Source organism: Streptomyces sp. NBC_00503, from assembly GCF_036346895.1.
In the GTDB taxonomy this organism is placed as follows: Bacteria; Actinomycetota; Actinomycetes; order Streptomycetales; family Streptomycetaceae; genus Streptomyces.
The window spans coordinates 2,296,573-2,313,698 of the sequence record NZ_CP107855.1 but is presented as its reverse complement, the minus strand read 5'-3'; the positions used below and the strand labels follow the sequence as shown (position 1 = coordinate 2,313,698).

16 protein-coding genes are annotated in these 17,126 nt (G+C 72.3%); 8 read left to right on the top strand and 8 right to left on the bottom strand.

Annotation, left to right across the window (positions count from 1 at the left end; all coding sequences use genetic code 11):
* Positions 1-8: 8 nt before the first annotated feature.
* From OG490_RS10805 to OG490_RS10785, 5 genes are all read left to right on the top strand, one after another.
* Entirely contained in the window at positions 9-2,039 is a 2,031-nt protein-coding gene (locus tag OG490_RS10805; protein WP_330296067.1) for a hypothetical protein, read from the top strand.
* Positions 2,040-2,181: 142 nt separating this feature from the next.
* Entirely contained in the window at positions 2,182-3,711 is a 1,530-nt protein-coding gene (gene pelF / locus OG490_RS10800; RefSeq protein WP_330296066.1) for a GT4 family glycosyltransferase PelF, read from the top strand.
* Complete coding sequence (locus tag OG490_RS10795; RefSeq protein ID WP_330296065.1) at positions 3,708-5,237, top strand: hypothetical protein; 1,530 nt, start codon at positions 3,708-3,710, stop codon at positions 5,235-5,237. The genes pelF and OG490_RS10795 overlap by 4 nt, the downstream gene beginning before the upstream one ends.
* Before the next feature lie 40 nt (positions 5,238-5,277).
* Positions 5,278-5,940 carry a spherulation-specific family 4 protein gene (locus tag OG490_RS10790; protein WP_330300872.1) on the top strand — a complete coding sequence of 221 codons (663 nt, stop codon included), beginning with the start codon at positions 5,278-5,280 and terminating at the stop codon, positions 5,938-5,940.
* A complete protein-coding gene (locus tag OG490_RS10785) occupies positions 5,937-6,779 on the top strand; it encodes an endo alpha-1,4 polygalactosaminidase (protein WP_330296064.1) in 843 nt (280 codons plus the stop codon). Before OG490_RS10790 ends, OG490_RS10785 begins: the two co-directional genes overlap by 4 nt.
* Here the strand turns inward: OG490_RS10785 and OG490_RS10780 are convergent.
* Entirely contained in the window at positions 6,776-7,354 is a 579-nt protein-coding gene (locus OG490_RS10780) for a TetR/AcrR family transcriptional regulator (RefSeq protein ID WP_330296063.1), read from the bottom strand. The two genes, OG490_RS10785 and OG490_RS10780, sit on opposite strands and share 4 nt — an antisense overlap.
* 90 nt (positions 7,355-7,444) lie before the next feature.
* On the opposite strand from OG490_RS10780, the gene OG490_RS10775 reads away from it, so the two are divergent.
* Entirely contained in the window at positions 7,445-7,891 is a 447-nt protein-coding gene (locus OG490_RS10775; protein WP_330296062.1) for a DUF1772 domain-containing protein, read from the top strand.
* A 35-nt stretch (positions 7,892-7,926) separates the two neighbouring features.
* On the opposite strand, the gene OG490_RS10770 is transcribed toward OG490_RS10775, so the two are convergent.
* From OG490_RS10770 to OG490_RS10750, 5 genes are all read right to left on the bottom strand, one after another.
* Positions 7,927-9,153, bottom strand: coding sequence for a sensor histidine kinase (locus OG490_RS10770; RefSeq protein WP_443065787.1), 1,227 nt, complete (start codon positions 9,151-9,153; stop codon positions 7,927-7,929).
* A gap of 29 nt (positions 9,154-9,182) precedes the next feature.
* Positions 9,183-9,917: a hypothetical protein gene (locus tag OG490_RS10765; RefSeq protein WP_330296061.1), complete on the bottom strand. Its 735-nt coding sequence runs from the start codon at positions 9,915-9,917 to the stop codon at positions 9,183-9,185.
* On the bottom strand, positions 9,914-11,647 hold the full coding sequence (locus OG490_RS10760; protein WP_443065945.1) for a phosphatidylglycerol lysyltransferase domain-containing protein: 1,734 nt from the start codon (positions 11,645-11,647) through the stop codon (positions 9,914-9,916). Before OG490_RS10760 ends, OG490_RS10765 begins: the two co-directional genes overlap by 4 nt.
* Before the next feature lie 273 nt (positions 11,648-11,920).
* On the bottom strand, positions 11,921-12,982 hold the full coding sequence (cobT, locus tag OG490_RS10755) for a nicotinate-nucleotide--dimethylbenzimidazole phosphoribosyltransferase (protein ID WP_330296059.1): 1,062 nt from the start codon (positions 12,980-12,982) through the stop codon (positions 11,921-11,923).
* 85 nt (positions 12,983-13,067) lie between these two features.
* Positions 13,068-14,273, bottom strand: coding sequence for a bifunctional adenosylcobinamide kinase/adenosylcobinamide-phosphate guanylyltransferase (locus OG490_RS10750; protein ID WP_330296058.1), 1,206 nt, complete (start codon positions 14,271-14,273; stop codon positions 13,068-13,070).
* 111 nt (positions 14,274-14,384) lie between these two features.
* On the opposite strand from OG490_RS10750, the gene OG490_RS10745 reads away from it, so the two are divergent.
* Positions 14,385-14,597 carry a hypothetical protein gene (locus OG490_RS10745; protein WP_250742535.1) on the top strand — a complete coding sequence of 71 codons (213 nt, stop codon included), beginning with the start codon at positions 14,385-14,387 and terminating at the stop codon, positions 14,595-14,597.
* A 96-nt stretch (positions 14,598-14,693) separates the two neighbouring features.
* On the opposite strand, the gene OG490_RS10740 is transcribed toward OG490_RS10745, so the two are convergent.
* Together OG490_RS10740 and OG490_RS10735 are read right to left on the bottom strand one after the other, a co-directional pair.
* Positions 14,694-15,479, bottom strand: a complete 786-nt coding sequence (locus OG490_RS10740; RefSeq protein WP_330300870.1) for a class I SAM-dependent methyltransferase — start codon at positions 15,477-15,479, stop codon at positions 14,694-14,696.
* Positions 15,476-16,084 carry a DUF3043 domain-containing protein gene (locus OG490_RS10735; RefSeq protein WP_330296057.1) on the bottom strand — a complete coding sequence of 203 codons (609 nt, stop codon included), beginning with the start codon at positions 16,082-16,084 and terminating at the stop codon, positions 15,476-15,478. Before OG490_RS10735 ends, OG490_RS10740 begins: the two co-directional genes overlap by 4 nt.
* A gap of 246 nt (positions 16,085-16,330) precedes the next feature.
* Here OG490_RS10735 and OG490_RS10730 point away from each other — a divergent pair, with 246 nt between their 5' ends.
* Complete coding sequence (locus tag OG490_RS10730) at positions 16,331-17,122, top strand: PspA/IM30 family protein (RefSeq protein ID WP_330296056.1); 792 nt, start codon at positions 16,331-16,333, stop codon at positions 17,120-17,122.
* The last annotated feature ends 4 nt before the right edge of the window (positions 17,123-17,126 follow it).

The following is a 17,126-nucleotide window of genomic DNA, read 5'->3' as shown; positions in this document are numbered from 1 at the left end:
AGGCCGACATGGTCAAGAAGAACCGGACGAACAGGCTCGCCGCTGTGTGCTTCGCGGCTGCGATAGCGTCCGTGGCCGTACCCGGAGTCGCCGCTCAGGCCGCCGTGACTCCGCGCATCGACCTGAGGGTGCTGGTCGTCGACGACGGCGGCAGCTCGGTCCAGGCGATCACGGCGGAACTGCGTGACACCGGGGTTCCGTACACCCGGGTGGACCTGAGCAGCGCAAGCCGCCCGGTCGTGAACGCGGCGTTCCTCGCCGACACGGTCGACGGTCGGCCGCGCGCCAAGTTCCAGGGCGTGGTGCTGCCGAACGAGAACCCGTTCGGCGCCGGCTCGGCCGAGATGGCCGCACTCACCGCGTACGAGACCACGTACGCGATCCGCCAGGTGGACGCCTACACCTGGGCGCACCCGGAGGTCGGTCTGGAGTACACCGACAACGGCGGCTACGGCGGCACCCTCGACGGCACCCAGGCCGCCGTCACCGCCGCGGGCAAGACGGGCCCCTTCGGCTACCTCGGCGGGACGGTCCCCTTCGAGGACAACTCGCCGCTGGTGCTCGAGAGCTACGGGTTCATGGCCAAGCCGCGGACCGGTTACACCAGCCTCATCGACGCCCCCGTCCCGGGCGGCACCGGCCGGGCCTCGCTCGTCGGCGAGTACACCCACGACGGGCGCAGCGAGCTGGTCGTCACCTTCGGCTACAACCAGTACCAGCAGCAGTTCCGGCTGCTGGCGCGCGGCATCGTCGAGTGGGTCACCCAGGGCGTGCACCTGGGCCAGGAGCGCCAGTACTTCGCGGTCCACGTCGACGACGTCTTCGCCCCGGACGCCCGCTGGAGCAAGGACCTCAACTGCACCCCCGGCGACTACGCCTGCGCGGGCGGCGAGGGCAAGGAGTCCACGATCCGGATGACGGCCGCCGACGCCGTGTACCTGGCGCAGTGGCAGACGCAGAAGAACTTCAAGCTCGACCTGCTCTTCAACGCCGGTGCGGGCGAGGAGTGGAAGACGGAGAACGGCAACACCGACGCCCTGACCGCCCAGTTGATCGCCGACAAGGCGAAGTACCGGTGGATGAACCACACCTACACCCACCTGTTCCTCGGCTGCACCCAGGACACCACCACCGTCCCGTGGACCTGCACGAAGAACGCCGCGGGCGCGATCAACTGGATGAGCCGCGCCGACATCTCGGCGCAGATCCGCGACAACAACAACTGGGCCACGTCCAAGGGCATCACCACCGACCGCACCGAACTGGTCACCGGTGAGCACTCCGGCCTCAAGACCCTCCCGCAGCAGGCCCAGGACAACCCCAACCTGGCCGGCGCGCTCGCCGACAACGGCGTCAAGTGGGCGGGCAGCGACAACTCCCGCGAGCCCGCGCAGCGGGCGGTCGGAGCCGCGCTGACCGTCCCCCGGTATCCGATGAACGTGTACTACAACACGGGCACCAACTCGGAAATGGCCGACGAGTACAACTGGATCTACACCAGCCGGGCCGACGGCGGCAGCGGCATCTGCGAGGACAACCCGGGCACCTCCACCTGCCTGCCGGCCCCGCTCGACGCCAACACCGGCTACCTGAACTACATCGTTCCGGCCGAGGCCACCACCGCCCTGCGCCACGTCCTGAACAACGACCCGCGCCCGCACTACGTGCACCAGACCAACCTCGCCGAGGACCGCACCCTCTACCCGGTGCTCAACCAGGTCCTCGACACCTACCGCACGCTCTACGCGCCCAGCGCGCCGATCGTCAACCAGAGCATGAAGGACACCGGCGTCGAGCTCCAGCGCCGTGCGGCCTGGGACGCCGCGGTCGCGAACAACCAGGTCACCGCCTACCGCATCGGCAAGGACGTCACCGTCAAGGCGCCCTCCGGAGTCGTGGCCCCGGTCACCGCGCCCACCGGCACCAAGAAGCAGCTCGTGCTCGGCACCGCCGACTTCGGCACCGCGTACGCCGGCAGCCGTTCCACCTGGACGGCCCCCGAGCTGCTGCAGAGCGGCGTCACGCTGCACCTGCCGTAACGACGTACCTGCCACAACGGGCTACCTGACCCGACCGTCCGGCAGCACGTCCGAGCAAGCCACACGTACCACCTAGCGCCGGCGCTCCGCGGCACGAACCACGGGCGCCGGCCCCTTTCACGTCCTTGGGGGGACACACCGCATGAGCCATGGGCGTCATGTCACCATGCTCACCGAAGGCACCTACCCGCACGTCCACGGGGGCGTCAGCACCTGGTGCGACCAACTGGTCCGCGGTATGCCGGAGGTCGACTTCAACGTCATAGCCCTGACCGGCTCGGGACGCGAGCCGGTCACCTGGGAGCTGCCGCGCAACGTCTACCGCCACACCGCCGTTCCGCTCTGGGGGCCTCCGCCGGCCCGCAGGCTCCGTTCCGGTCTCCGGGGCAAGGCGCAGCGCCGCTTCACCGAGATCTACGAGACCTTCCTGCTCTCCCTGCTCGACCCCGCGCGCGGGGGCTTCTCCGACTCCCTGCGCGAACTGGCCCTGCTGGCCCGGGCCGGCCGGCTCGCCCCGGCCCTGCGCTCCGAGTCGGTGCTGCGCCTGCTGATGGACGTCTGGACCCGCCCCGGACTCCTGACCGCCGAGGCCGAGCCCACCATCCACGACGCGCTCACCGCCACCGACCTGCTGGAACACGCGCTGCGCCCGCTGTCCGTGCGGATCCCGCCCGACAGCGTCGCCCACGCCGTCAGCAGCGGACTGGCCACCCTTCCGGCGCTCGCCGCCAAGTACCTCGACAAGGTGCCCTTCCTCCTCACCGAGCACGGCATCTACCTGCGCGAGCGCTACCTCGGCTACCGCAGCGCCGAACAGCGCTGGCCCGTCAAGGCCCTCATGCTCGGCTTCTACCGCGAGCTCAACACCGAGGGCTACCGGCAGGCCGACCTGATCACCCCGTGCAACCAGTACAACCGCCGCTGGGAGGAGCGCGGGGGCGCCGACTCCGAGCGGATCCGCACCGTCTACAACGGCGTCGATCCTCACGCCTTCCCCGAGGCCGGCCCCGAACCGGAGGTGCCCACCCTCAGCTGGTGCGGCCGCATCGACCCGATCAAGGACCTCGAAACCCTCATCAGGGCCTACGCGTTCATGCGCGAGGAGATGCCCGCCCTGCGGCTGCGCCTCTTCGGCCCGGTCCCGGCCGGCTGCGAGGACTACAAGCTGGAGCTGGAGAAGCTCGCCGCCGAACTCGGGGTGTCCGACGGGATCTCCTACGAGGGCCGCATCACCGAAGTCGCCAAGGCCTACGCGGCCGGTTCCGTCGTGATGCTCTCCTCCATCAGCGAGGGTTTCCCGTTCTCCATCATCGAGGCCATGTCCTGCGGCCGCACCACCGTCTCCACCGACGTGGGCGGGGTCCGCGAGGCCGTGGGCGACACCGGCCTCGTCGTCCCGCCGCGCGAGCCCGAGACCATGGCCCGCGCCACCCTCGCCCTGCTCCGCGACGACGAACGCCGCGCCGAACTGGGCCGGATGTCCCGCAAACGGGTCGTGGAGAAGTTCACCCTCGACCAGTCCGTCGACGGCTTCCGCCACATCTACCGCGGCCTGGCCCTCGAGAAGGACGCGAGCCGGCCCGTGCTGCCCCTCCAGGTGGGCGACGCGTGGACCCCGGGTCTCGCCGACCCCTGGTACAAGGAACTGGCCGCCGACGGGAGCCTGTGGTGAGCGGATCCCTCTGGCTGAAGGTCCCCGGCGGGGACACCCTCCCCGCCATCCCGCGCCCCCGCCGGGGCGCCTCCCCGGCCGCCGATCCGATGGACGAACTCGCCGAGCGCCTCGGCGGGTTCATCGCCGCGGCCGTGCACCCCGACGAGATCGCCGCCATCCTCGAATCCGACGGGATGACCGACGAGCACATCCGGCTCACCTACGGACGCCAGGACTCCTTCGGACTCGCCGAGGAGCTCTACGCCCGGGTGCCGCGCGCCTTCCCGGAGCCCGCGGACGTCCCCGACCCCTGGAAGGTCTCCCTCACCGCCTGCCTGCTGCGCGGGGTGATCTTCGCCCTGCCCGGCCTCGCCTACCTGCTCGGCTCCCCCCTCCTGGAGGGCCCGCAGGACCGGCTGGGGCTGCCCGCCGGGACGCTGACCCTGCTCGCCGGGGCGCTCATCGGCTGGGTCTGGGACCAGACCCTGTCCCACCGCGCCTACTCCTGGCTGGGCCTGGGCGACCGGGCCGCCGCCGGGCGGACCCTGCTGCTCGGAGCCCCTGCCGGGGCGCTGCTGGGCACGGCGGCCGCGCTGTCGGTTCCCGGCGGGCCGCCGTTCTCGTACGCCTTCGCCGCCGGTCAGGCCCTGTACGTCGGGGCCGCCACCGTCCTGCTCGTGCTCGGGCGGGAGCGGGTGCTGCTCGCCGCGCTCGCGCCGATGGCCACCGGCGCGGTGCTCACCCTCTTCACGGACCTGCCCGTCGCGGTACGGGTCCTGCTGCTGGTGGCGTCCCTGCTGGCCGCCTGCGCGCTGGCGGTACGGGAACTGCCGCTGGCCGACGGGGTACGGGCCCTCGTGCTGCGGATCAAGGGCTGGACCGAACGCCGCCCCGGCGAACGGGGCCCGGTCCGCTGGCAGATGCTGCGCGGCGCCGAAGAGGACTACGCCCCGCGCGGCCCCCGGCTCGGGGATTCCGTCCCCTACGGGGTCTTCGGCCTGGGCACCGGCCTCCTCGTGCTCTACGCGGCCCTCGGGGAGGTCCTCGCCGGCGGCCCCGCCGAGGCCGTGGCGGCCCCCTCGGCGGTGGCCCTCACCCTCAGCATGGGCCCCGCCGAATGGCTGCTCCACCGGTTCCGCAGCGGCAGCCTCGCGGGACTGCGCGCGGCCCGCTCGCCCCGGCAGTTCGGGCTGCGGATGCTCGCCACCCTGGCCCGGTGCCTGGCCTGCTACCTCGGGGTGCTCCTGGCCCTGGGCCTCACCGGAACCCTGCTCTGGCCCGGCGCGCCGGGCCTGACCGGAGTCCGCGTCGCCACGCTGCTCCTGCTCGGCGCCGTGATGTGGACCGGGCTGCTCCTGCAGTCCTTCGGTGCGGTGCGGCCCGCCGCGGTGGTCTGTGCCTCGGCCGCCGTCGCGCAGAGCCTGGCCCTGCTCCTGGGGATCGGGCAGCCGCGCGCCGTGCAGCTCGTCGTCGCCGGGGCCGCGGCCCTCGCGCTGGCCCTGCTCGTCTGCCTGCTGCTGGGCCGCGCGACGGCCCACCGCTGAACACGTGAACCCGTACGACCCGCACGAGAAGAAGGACCACATGCTGCTGGTGCCCCTCTACGAGCACCCCGCCGACCGGCCCGAGGACTGGGAGCTGCTCATCCGCTCCGCGGGCCGGCTGCACTCGGTGGTGCTCAACCCCGACAGCGGGCCGGGCGACGCCCCCGACGAGCGGTTCGCCGCCGTCGCCGAGCGGCTGCGCGACGCCGGGGTGCCCGTCCTGGGGTACGCCGACACCGACTACGGTCGCCGCCCGCACGCCGCGGTCGTCCAGGACCTGCTGCGCCACCGGGACTGGTACGCCACCGACGGGGTCTTCCTGGACCAGGCCGCCGCCGACCCGGAGTTCCTGCCGCACTACGCCCGGCTCGCCGTCGCCGCCCGGGCCGCCGGGGCCCGTACCGTCGTCCTCAACCACGGAGTGCACCCGCACCCCGGATACGCCGAACTCGCCGACCTGCTCGTCACCTTCGAAGGGCCCTGGGACGCCTACCGGGACGCGGCCGCGGTACCGCCGTGGACCGTCGACCATCCCGCCCAGCGGTTCTGCCACCTGGTGTACGCCGTCCCGCCGGGCGCCCCGGCCGCCGAACTCGCCGAGCAGCTGGCGCTGGAGCGGGGCGCGGGGGTGCACTGCGCGGTCCCCGGGACCGGCGCGCACCCGTGGGGGACCCTGCCGTACGCCCTGGAGGCCGCCGGATGAACCGCCCGTCGCCGCTGCGCCTGCTGGGCATGCTGCTCCTCGTACCGCTCCTGTCCCTCGCGGCCTGCACCTCTTCCCCCGGAGACGGTGGGGAGGAGGAGCAGCCGGACGACCTCTCGCCCGCCCCGGCGCCGGGGGAGCGCTGGCAGCCGGCGCCCGGGGTGAGCTGGCAGTGGCAGCTCACCGGGAAGCTGGACACCTCGGTGAAGGCCGCCGTCTACGACGTCGACGGGTTCACCACCACCAAGGAGCAGGTCGCCGAGTTGAAGAAGGCGGGCCGGCGGACCATCTGCTACCTGTCCACCGGCGCCTGGGAGGACTTCCGGCCGGACGCCGAGGCCTTCCCGCAGTCGATGCGCGGGGAGGGCAACGGCTGGGAGGGCGAGCGCTGGCTGGACGTCCGGCGGCTCGCCGAACTGGAACCGCTGATCGGCAAGCGGTTCGACATGTGCCGGGAGAAGGGCTTCGACGCGGTGGAGCCCGACAACATGGACGGCTACCGCAACAAGTCCGGCTTCCCGCTGACGGCCGAGGACCAGCTGAAGTACAACCGGCTGATCGCGAAGCTGGCGCACGACCGGGGCCTGTCGGTGGGGCTGAAGAACGACCTGGACCAGATCCCGCAGCTGGTGGGGGAGTTCGACTTCGCGGTCAACGAGCAGTGCATGCAGTACGAGGAGTGCGACCGGGTCGCGCCCTTCGTGAAGGCGGGCAAGGCCGTCTTCCACGTGGAGTACGAGAAGCCGCTCAAGGAGTGGTGCCCCAAGGCCCGGGAGGCGAAGCTCAGCTCGCTGCAGAAGAAGTCCGAGCTGGGGGTCTGGCGCCAGGTCTGCCGTTAGAGCACGGCGAGCCGGTCCACCAGCAGCTCCACCCTCGGCCCGGCGTCCCCGGGCAGCAGGCGGCCGGTTCGGGTCAGGGTCGCCAGGCCGTGCAGGGCCGCCCAGAACACCTCGGTGAACATCCCCGGGTGGACGCCGTCGCCGGCGACCTCGGCGAGGCATTCGAGGAGGGCGGCGAAGGCGTCCTTCAGCGGCTCGGGGGTGTCCTCCCGGGCGTACGCCAGGCCGCCGTCGAGCTGGAACAGGGCGTCGTAGACGGCCGGGTTGTGCTCGGCGAAGTCGAGGTAGGCGCGGGCGAGGGCGGCGACGCGCTCGCGCGGGCCGTTCGCTGCGGCGGCCGCGGCGCGGACCGCCGCGGCCAGCTCGACGGCGCCTTCCAGGGCGACGGCGCCGATGATCTCGCGCTTGCCGCGGAAGTGGCTGTAGAGGACGGGCTGGCTGTATTCGATGCGCTCGGCGAGCCGGCGGGTGGTGACGGCGTCCCAGCCCTGCTGCTCGGCGAGTTCGCGGGCCGTCGCCACGATGAGGCGTTCGCGCTCCGCCCGGTCGCGTTCCTTGCGTTCCCTTACTGACATGACTGGATGCTAGCACTGCTAGACAATCGAGCGTTAGTAGTACTAGCGTTGCCTCATCACCTAGCAACGCTAGCTCTCGGAGGGATCGCCATGCTCAACGCACTCGAGGTCGTCACCACCGTCGTCGTCGGCCTGATGGTGGGAGTGGAGTTCTCCGTCCTCTTCATCATGAACCGGATCCTGGACGCGCTTCCCGAGGACAGCGGCCAGCTCGGCCACGCCCACGGCGGCCGGATGCTCGGCGCCCTGATGCCGTTCTGGTACATCGGATCGGTCGTGCTCAGCGCGATCTGGGCCGTCGCCGGATGGCACCACCACGGCGCCGGACTCGTCGTCACCGCCGCCGGACTGCTGATCCTCAGCGTGGTCATGTCGATCCTGCTGCTCGTCCCGATCAACAACCGGAACAAGACCTGGACCCCCGAGAACCGGCCCGCCGACTGGAAGGCGCAGCTGGACCGCTGGAACCGCTACCACTACGTCCGTGTCGCCGTCATCGTCGCCGCGTTCACCCTGCTGGTCTGCGCGCTCGTATGACGCCCCGCCCGACGCCCCCGCCCGAGGCCCCGGCCTCAGCCCACCGGAAGGATCGCGTGCACCCTGTAGCCGCCCCCGAAGCGGGGGCCGGCGAAGCAGGAGCCGTTCAGGGCGACGGCCCGCTCGCGCATGCCGAGCAGGCCGTGGCCGCCGCCCTCGTCCGGGGGCTCGGCCGCCGCGTCCGCCGGGGAACCGCCGTCGTCCAGCACGGTCACCTCGACCGAACCGCCCACCCGGACCACGCTGACCTCGGCACTGGCTCCCGGGCCCGCGTGCTTGCGCACGTTGGTCAGCGCCTCCTGGATCACCCGGTACGCGGCCAGGTCCACGGCGGCGGGCAGGGGAGCCGCGACGGCGGGCCGGCCCAGCTGCACCATGACCTTCACCGGGAGCCCGGCGTTGCGGAAGGTGTCCACGAGGTCGTCCAGGACCGCCAGGCCCGGCGCCGGCTCGGTCGGCGCCTCGGGATCGCCGGACTGGCGCAGCAGCCCCACCGTCGCCCTCAGCTCGTTGAGCGCAGAGCGGCTGGCGTCGCGGACATGGGCCAGCGCCTCCTTCGCCTGATCCGGGCGCTTGTCCATGACGTGCGCGGCCACCCCGGCCTGGACGTTGACCAGGGCGATGTGGTGGGCCACCACGTCGTGGAGGTCCCGGGCGATCCGCAGCCGCTCCTCGGCCACCCGGCGCCGGGCCTCCTCGTCGCGGGTCCGCTCGGCGCGCTCCGCCCGCTCCCGGATCGCGTCGATGAAGGCGCGGCGGCTGCGCACCGCGTCCCCGGCGGCCGCGGCCATGCCGGTCCACGCGAAGATCCCGATGTTCTCCTGGGCGTACCAGGGCAGCGGGCCGGAGAGCATGGCCACGCCCGTCAGACCGGCCATGGTCAGGACGCCGACCCGCCAGGTGGTGGGCCGGTCGGTGCGGGAGGCCAGCGTGTACAGGGCGATCACCGTGCACATGGCGACGGGCGCCCGCGGCTCCCCGGTGGTCAGCTCCAGCAGCGACAGAGCGATCGTCACGGCCAGCACCACCCGCGGCCGTCGGCGCCGGAACACCAGGGCGGCCGCGCCGAACACCATGAGGACCAGCGAGAACGTCGCGGGGGTGCGGGTCCCGAAGGTCGGCCCGTGGGCGCCGTGCGGGTCGGCGAAGGAGCCGAGGACCATGGAGACGAGCGCCCCGAGCGCCAGTACGGCATCGGTGGCCAGCGGATGGTCCCGCATCCACCGCCGCGTGCGGGCGAACGGCCCGAGCTCTGTCGTCACCCCGATACGGTACGGCCCCGCGGGCGCTCTCAGCCCCGGGGAACCGGAGGCGACGGCGGCGGGCCCGGGGGAGCGCTCCGCGTCCGGACGCCCAGCGGGGTCCGGGAGCGCTCGGGGCCCCACTTCGCGCGGACGAAGCAGAGCGCCATCACCGAGGCGATGGCGGCCAGGTGCTCCTTGCCCGCCAGGTTGTCCTTGAAGAGCAGCTCGCCGATCATCAGCACGATGACCACGGAGCCGGTCAGGTACGCCCGGTAGCGCCAGCAGACGTAGATGGCCAGTCCGACCACCGCCGCCGAGGGCCCGGTGTCGTTGACGATCCGGTCCGTGTCCGGCAGGCCGAAGGGGTGGTCCGCGCCGAGCGAGAGCCCGATCCGCGCGTACGTGGTCCCGGCCAGGGTGGCGACGTAGCCGATGGCCAGCGTCCGCCACCACCCGATGCAGATCTCCGAGATCCCGAAGACGAGCAGGATCTGGGCGAGCGCCCCCCACACCGGAAGGTCCAGCGCGGGCACGAACAGCGACAGGGGGGTGCGCAGCAGGGCGAGCCAGAGCGGGTCGACGGCTTTGACCGACCCGAGGTTCTGGACCGGCTGGAAGCCCCATGACGTGTTCTGCACGATCTGGAAGACCGAGGTCAGCAGGACCGCGCCGATGGTCATCGGGATCGCCCGCCACTTCTTGTGGACGAGCGCGTCCCGGATCGTCCAGTACAGGGGCCCCCACTCGCGGCGGGCGAACCGCCGCAGTGAGGCAGTGGTCAACGCTTGCTCTCCAGATGTCTGCGGTGCATCCACTTCGGAAGGCCGGGGGCTTCCAGGAAGCCCTCGGCCCGGCCCGCCGCGATACCGATCCGCAGCAGGTCCGAACTCTTCTCGAAGAGCATGAACCGCGGTTCCCAGATCGGCCGGTATTTGGCGTTGGCCCGGTAGAGGGACTCGATCTGCCACCAGCGCGAGAAGAAGCTCAGCAACGAGCGCCACATGCGCAGCACCGGACCGGCGCCGAGCTTCGACCCACGCTCGAAGACGGAACGGAACATCGCGAAGTTGAGTGAGACCTGTGTGACCCCGATCTCCTTTGAGCGTTCCAGGAGTTCGATGACCATGAACTCCATCAGACCGTTCTCGGAATCGCGGTCGCGGCGCATCAGGTCCAGCGACAGGCCCTTGGGTCCCCACGGGACGAAGGACAGCACGGCGCGCAGCTCTCCGTCGCCGTCGAAGCACTCCAGCATCACGCACTGGCCGTCGCCCGGATCGCCCAGTCGGCCCAGCGCCATGGAGAAGCCGCGCTCGGTCGCGCCGTCGCGCCAGTCGTCGGCGCGCAGCAGGAGTACGTCCATCTCCTCGGCCGGGATCTCGGCGTGGCGGCGGATGCGGACCGTGTACCCGGCGCGCTTGACGCGGTTGTACGCCTGGCGGACGGTGCGCATGGCGCGGCCCTCCAGGGTGAACTCGTCGGTCTCCACGATCGCCTCGTCGCCGAGCTCCAGGGCGTCGAGTCCGTGCCGGGCGTAGATCTGCCCGGCCTCCTCGCTCGCGCCCATCACCGCGGGCACCCAGCCGTGCTCGCGGGCCTCGGCCAGCCACGGGTCGATGGCTCCGGGCCAGGCCTCGGGGTCGCCGATCGGGTCGCCGGAGGCCAGTGAGACCCCGCCGACGACGCGGTAGGTGACGGCGGCCTTGCCGGTGGGGGACCAGATGACGGACTTCTCGCGGCGCAGCGCGAAGTAGCCGAGGGAGTCGCGGTCGCCCTGCTTGGCGAGCAGTGCGCGCAGCTTGTCCTCGTCCTCCTCGGTGAGCGGGTCGACCGCGCGGCGCGAGCGGAAGGCCGCGAACAGCACGGCGAGCAGCAGCAGCGTGGACATGACGTTGATGGCGACGTCCACCCAGCCGGGGGTGGTGATCGAGTTGTACGCCTTGTCGTCCGGGGCCAGGGTGACCAGGCGCATCACGCCGTACCGCCAGCGGGCCAGGAAGGTGGCGTCGGCGGCGTCCGGGTCGGTGTTGGTCGCGCCCACGATCAGGGCGGCGACCAGCGAGGTCAGCAGCAGGCCGACGGAGGCGACGAGGCTGGCCAGCAGCGGGTTGGAGCGGTCGCCCTTGGCGTAGAACTCCCGGCGGCCCAGCAGCAGGGCGCCGACGAAGAGCGCGGTGAGGGCGAAGGCCACCCAGTTCTGGGCGTGGCCGCGGAACTCCGGGTAGCAGAACTCGTAGTCACCGCCCGAGCAGGGGGTGAAGGAGGCGACGGCGGCCATGGTGAACGCCAGCAGCAGCAGTCCGCTGAGCACCAGGTTCAAGATCCATGCGGCGCGTTTGCGGCGGCCCATGGTGACGGTGAGCAGCAGCGAGAAGGCCGCGGAGGCGAAGCCCGCCGTGAGCAGGTACGGGGTGTAGAAATCGGCGGTGCTGTGCCGGCGCAGGTCCTGGCCGAGCGATACCCACACCGCGCTGAGCAGGTTGACGAAGGTGACGGCGCGCAGGTACCACACCGCGAAGGCGGCGCTGCGCCGCGATCGGGCGCTTCCCCTGCGGTTCTCCTTCTCCTTGCCGTTCTCCCCGTTGCTCTCCCGGCCGGGTTCCCGGCCGCCCCCTGGTTTGCCGTTGCCGTTCGGATCCGTACCGGTTGCTCGGTCGGTCTTCCGCTCGGTCTCTGCGCTGGTCAAACGGACCTCTCCCATAAAAAGCGATGATATGGGGCGTCGCGGTCCGTGCTCGGCGGTCCCAAGGACCACGGCCTGGTCAGGACCGCGGTCCCCGGTGACTCATTCCGTCGGTTCCTGAACCCGCTCAGGGAGTTCCGCCGCGAGTGCGGCGGCCGCCTGGACGAGGGGAAGAGCGAGCAACGCCCCGGTTCCTTCTCCTACAGTGACGCCGTGGTCCAGCACCGGGTTGAGTGCCATCCGGTCCAGGGCCTTGGCCTGGCCCGGTTCCCCGCTGGCCTGCCCGGCCAGCCACCAGTCCGGGGCACGGAAGGCGGCCCGCTGGGCCACCAGTCCGCAGGCCGCCGAGACGACCCCGTCGAGGATGACGGGGGTGCGGCGCACCGCGCACTGGAGCAGGAATCCGGTGATCGCGGCGAAGTCCGCACCGCCGACGGCGGCCAGCAGCGCGACCTGATCCCCGAGGACGGGCCGGGCGCGTCGCAGCGAGTCGCGGATGGCCGCGCACTTGCGCATCCAGGTCAGGTCGTCCACGGGTACGCCGCCGCGGCCGGTGACCACGGAGGCGTCGGTGCCGCACAGGGCGGCGACGAGCGTGGCGGCGACGGTGGTCCCGCCGACGCTCAGGTCCCCGAGCACGATCAGATCGGTCCCGGAGTCGGCCTCCTCGTCGGCGATCTGCATGCCCAGGCGCAGCGCGGCCGAGGCCTCCTCGGCCGTCAGCGCGTCCTCCACGTCGATCCGCCCGCTGCCGCGCCGGACGCGGTGCTTGGTGATCTCCTGCGGAAGCAGATCGAGGTGGCAGTCCAGGCCCGCGTCGACGATCCGCACGGAGGCGCCGAACCGCGCGGCCAGGATGCCCACCGGGCTCGTCCCGTCGAGCACGGCCCGCACCAGCTCGTGGGTGCTGCCGGCGGGCCGGACGGACACCCCCTGGGCGGCGATCCCGTGGTCGGCCGCGAACAGCACGACGCGCGGCCGCTCGATCGGCTTGACCGGAACCTGCCCCTGCGCGGCCGCGAGCCACTCGGCGAGCTCGTCGAGCCGCCCCAGCGCCCCGACCGGTACGGCCTGCCGCTCACGGCGTTCCTCGGCATCACGCCGTACGCCCCCGTCGGGGCGTTCGATCAGATCGGAGAAGTCGTCGAGATTCAGCATGGTCATCTGCCAGAGCGTACAGCCGAGGCCTTGCATACTCAGCCCCGCCGGCGCTTCCCGGACGGGGCCCACAGCTCCGGTGGAGCGGGAGTCACTGCTTGAGGACCACCGGCTGGCCGGCCACCACCAGCAGCACGTGCTCGCACTCGCCCGCCACCCCCGCGTTCAGCCGCCCCAGCTCGTCCCGGAACCGCCGCCCCGAAGCCGTCGCGGGGACCACCCCGGAGCCGACCTCGTTGCTGACGAGCACCACCGGGCGGCGGGTCGCGCGCACCGCCGCCACCAGCTCGGCCGTCCGCTCCTCCAGCTCCTTGCGGCCGCCGCCGGCCCAGGCCGCGTCGTCCCAGGCCAGGGCCCGGTCCATCGCGTCCGTCAGCCACAACGCCAGGCAGTCGATCAGCAGCGGCGGCCCGTCCTCGGCCAGCAACGGAACCAGCTCGCAGGTCTCCACCGTCCGCCAGGACGAGGGCCGCCGCTCCCGGTGCAGGCCGACCCGCGCCGCCCACTCCGCGTCGCCCTCACGGGTGCCGCCCGTGGCCACGTAGACGACCTCGGGGAAGCCGGTCAGCCGGCGCTCCGCCTCGTAGGACTTCCCCGACCGGGCCCCGCCCAGGACCAGGGTCCGGCGCGGCACCCGGGGCAGCGCCCGGTACTCGCCGGTCGACACCGTCGTGCCGTCCGCCACCGTCCGGGCGCCCAGGGCCGCGCACCGGCGCTCCAGCTCCGCGCCGGGCGGGGTGTCGTGGTCCAGGTGGACCGCGATCACGTCCGTCGCCGGGCCCACCGCACCGCTCGCCCGCAGCCGGGCCAGCGCCTCCGGGCGGCCGAGCACGTCCGCGAGGACCACGTCGTACGGGCGCTGCGCGCTGGTCCCGTTGGTTCCCGCGGGCGCCCCGCCCGGCGGCAGGTACAGCAGCCGCGCCCCGTCCGGGCCGGTCACCTCGTACCCGGTGCCGGGCGCGTCCATGGCCACCGCCAGCACCCGGTGCCCGGAGATCACCGCGAGCTCCCGCCCGTCCGGCACCCGCCCGGCGGCGGGCAGCCCCGGCGGGAGCTCCACGGCCGGCCCGTCGTGGGGGTGGGTCAGCAGGACCTGGCGCACGCCGGTCAGTGAATGCCCCGCGCGCGCGCCCGCGAGCACCGCCCCCGGGGTCAGGTCCAGCAGCAGCGCCCCGTCGACGAGCACGGACGTGGCGGCGCGCGCCCGCGGCCCGACGCTGAGCGCGCAGACGGCGCAGGGACAGCCGGGGCGGGGCAGTCCTTCGGGTGTGCCGGTGCCGAGCAGAGTGAGTTCCACAGGATGATCCTCCCGCGTCGCCGAGACTGGTGCGCGCCCGGCTACTCTCTGGGCACACTCAAGACGAGAAGCGTGCGATCAGCGATCAGCGGACGAGCAACGGAGGCGGACATGGCGTGGACGTGGCGGTTCGAGACGGCGGACGGCAGTGAGACGAGCCCGTCGGTGGTTCCGGAGGAGTTCACCACGCAGGGGGACGCCGAGTCGTGGATCGGCGAGTACTGGAAGGACCTGCTGGAGGGCGGCACCGAGCAGGTGAAGCTGTCCGACGACAACGGCGTCCAGCTGTACACGATGAGCCTGCGCGAGGCCGCCGAGCTCTGACCCGGCCGGGCCGGTGACGGCCGAGGACGCGAAGGAGCCCGGGTCCGCGAGCGGACCCGGGCTCCGGGCGTGTTCCGAAAGAGACGGCCTGGGGGCTCAGCCCCGTACGCCGCACAGGTGCAGCAGGGCCGCGACCCCGCGGTAGGGGTCGATCCGCCCGGCGCGGTCCTCGGCGGCGAGCAGCCGCTCCAGCTCCGCGCCCTCGGGGAGCCGCTCCCCGGCCTCGGTGCCGTCCGTGAAGACCCGTACGCCGTACCAGGTCTGCAGCGGGGCGCCGATCCCGGACAGGGTGGCCGTCAGCGCGGCCAGCCGGTCGGCGCGCACGTCCAGGCCCAGCCGGTTCGTGTAGTCGGTGGTGTCGAAGGCGTCCAGCGCGGCCTTCCAGTCGCCGTCGAGGCCGGGCCGCATGGCGAGCGCGTCGCCGTTGCGCACCAGCAGGGACAGCAGTCCGCCGGGGGCCAGCATGCGGGCGAGCCCGGCGAGCATGGCGTCCGGCTCGGGGACGTACATCAGCACGCCGTGGCAGAGCACCACGTCGAAGCTGCCCGGCAGGAAGTGCGCCCCGGTCTCGCGGCCGTCGCCCTCCATGAGGCGGACGCGGTCCCGGATCCCGGCGGGCTCGGCGGCCAGCGCCTCGCGGGCGACGTCCAGCATCGCCGGATCCTGCTCCAGGCCCGTCACCATGTGCCCGGCGCGGGCCAGGCGCAGCGCCTGGGTGCCCTGGCCCATGCCGACGTCCAGGACGCGCAGCCGCTGCCCGACGGGGAAGCGGTGCGCTATCTGCTCGTCGACCTGGCGGCCGACGAGCTCCTGGCGGACGGCGTTGCGGAGCCCGCCGAGGCCCTCGAGCCAGAGGCGGGATCCGTCCGAGAAACCGCTCAGGGCCGTTCCCCGCGCTTGACCTGCGGCTTGGGCAGGCGCAGCCGGCGCATCTGGAGGGTGCGCATGAGGCCGTACGCGACGGCGCCGCGCTTGGGCTCGTCGGGGAACTTGGTGTTCAGGGCCTTGCGCAGCCGGATGAACATGCCGACGGAGTCGACGAGGATCAGCGCGATCACGCCGAGCCACAGCATCAGCGCGATGTTCTGGATGGACGGCACGCGCACCATGCTGAGCACCAGGATGATCACTGCCAGCGGCAGGAACATCTCGGCGACGGAGAAGCGGGAGTCCACGAAGTCGCGGACGTAGCGGCGCACGGGGCCCTTGTCGCGGTTGGGCAGGTAACGCTCGTCGCCACTGGCGAGGGCCTCGCGCTGCTTGGTCATCTCGACCCGGCGGCGTTCACGGGCTCGCTTGGCATCCTCCTTGCGGTTGCCGGTCGAGGCCACCACGGCCTTGCGCTGTGACTGAGCCACGGCACGCTTCGGCGTAGGGCGGCCCTTCGGGGCCTGCGGGTCACGGGACTGCGAGAGGTCGGCGCTCACCTTGTCGGTGGCTGCGGCCTTCTCTTCCTTGGAGGATCGGCTACCAAACACAAAACCCAAGGGTACGTGGTTGTGGGCACGGGCCCCATCCCGGACGGGAACGATCCGGCAACGGCGGGCGTCCTTCCTGTTGGGTAACCGTGAGGGGAGCACCTACTCCTTACGCCTGACACGGCGGCGCAGCAGTCGTCCTGGAGGAGGAGCCCATCCGTACTCGAACAGTGCGGTAATAGATGCAGGGCCCGTACTGTGGGTCTTGTTGGTGACCTGGAGCACAGTCCGTCTAGAAGGGGGCGCGCGAAGCCCATGAGCGGTGTCATGAAGCGTATGGGGATGATCTTCCGCGCGAAGGCGAACAAGGCCCTTGACCGGGCCGAGGACCCGCGCGAGACCCTCGACTACTCGTACCAGAAGCAGCTGGAGCTGCTTCAGAAGGTGCGCCGCGGGGTCGCCGACGTGGCGACCTCCCGCAAGCGGCTGGAACTGCAGCTGAACCAGCTCCAGGGCCAGTCCAGCAAGCTGGAGGACCAGGGCCGCAAGGCGCTGGCCCTCGGCCGCGAGGACCTGGCCCGCGAGGCCCTGTCCCGCCGCGCCTCGCTGCAGCAGCAGGTCAGCGACCTCGAGGTGCAGCACCAGACCCTGCAGGGCGAGGAGGAGAAGCTGACGCTGGCCGCGCAGCGCCTCCAGGCCAAGGTGGACGCCTTCCGCACCAAGAAGGAGACCATCAAGGCCACGTACACGGCCGCCCAGGCGCAGACCCGGATCGCCGAGTCCTTCTCCGGCATCTCCGAGGAGATGAGCGACGTCGGCCTCGCCATCCAGCGGGCCGAGGACAAGACGGCGCAGCTGCAGGCCCGCGCCGGCGCGATCGACGAGCTGCTGGCCTCCGGCGCGCTGAGCGACGCGAGCGGGCTCGCCAAGGACGACCTCCAGGCCGAGCTGGACCGCATCTCGGGCGGCTCGGACGTGGAGCTGGAGCTCCAGCGGATGAAGGCAGAGCTGGCGGGCGGTTCCTCCGCCCCGCAGCAGGCCATCGAGGGCGGCGCCGCGGGCAATGGCCAGCCGTCGCAGACCCAGCACCGGTTCGACAAGCAGTAGGACG

What these genes read in the sequence shown, in the direction of transcription:
- OG490_RS10805 (WP_330296067.1), top strand. Translation starts at nt 9, where the DNA reads ATGGTCAAGAAGAACCGGACGAACAGGCTCGCCGCTGTGTGCTTCGCG.
- pelF (WP_330296066.1), top strand. Translation starts at nt 2,182, where the DNA reads ATGAGCCATGGGCGTCATGTCACCATGCTCACCGAAGGCACCTACCCG.
- OG490_RS10790 (WP_330300872.1), top strand. Translation starts at nt 5,278, where the DNA reads ATGCTGCTGGTGCCCCTCTACGAGCACCCCGCCGACCGGCCCGAGGAC.
- OG490_RS10785 (WP_330296064.1), top strand. Translation starts at nt 5,937, where the DNA reads ATGAACCGCCCGTCGCCGCTGCGCCTGCTGGGCATGCTGCTCCTCGTA.
- OG490_RS10780 (WP_330296063.1), bottom strand. Translation starts at nt 7,354, where the DNA reads ATGTCAGTAAGGGAACGCAAGGAACGCGACCGGGCGGAGCGCGAACGC.
- OG490_RS10775 (WP_330296062.1), top strand. Translation starts at nt 7,445, where the DNA reads ATGCTCAACGCACTCGAGGTCGTCACCACCGTCGTCGTCGGCCTGATG.
- cobT (WP_330296059.1), bottom strand. Translation starts at nt 12,982, where the DNA reads ATGACCATGCTGAATCTCGACGACTTCTCCGATCTGATCGAACGCCCC.
- OG490_RS10745 (WP_250742535.1), top strand. Translation starts at nt 14,385, where the DNA reads ATGGCGTGGACGTGGCGGTTCGAGACGGCGGACGGCAGTGAGACGAGC.
- OG490_RS10730 (WP_330296056.1), top strand. Translation starts at nt 16,331, where the DNA reads ATGAGCGGTGTCATGAAGCGTATGGGGATGATCTTCCGCGCGAAGGCG.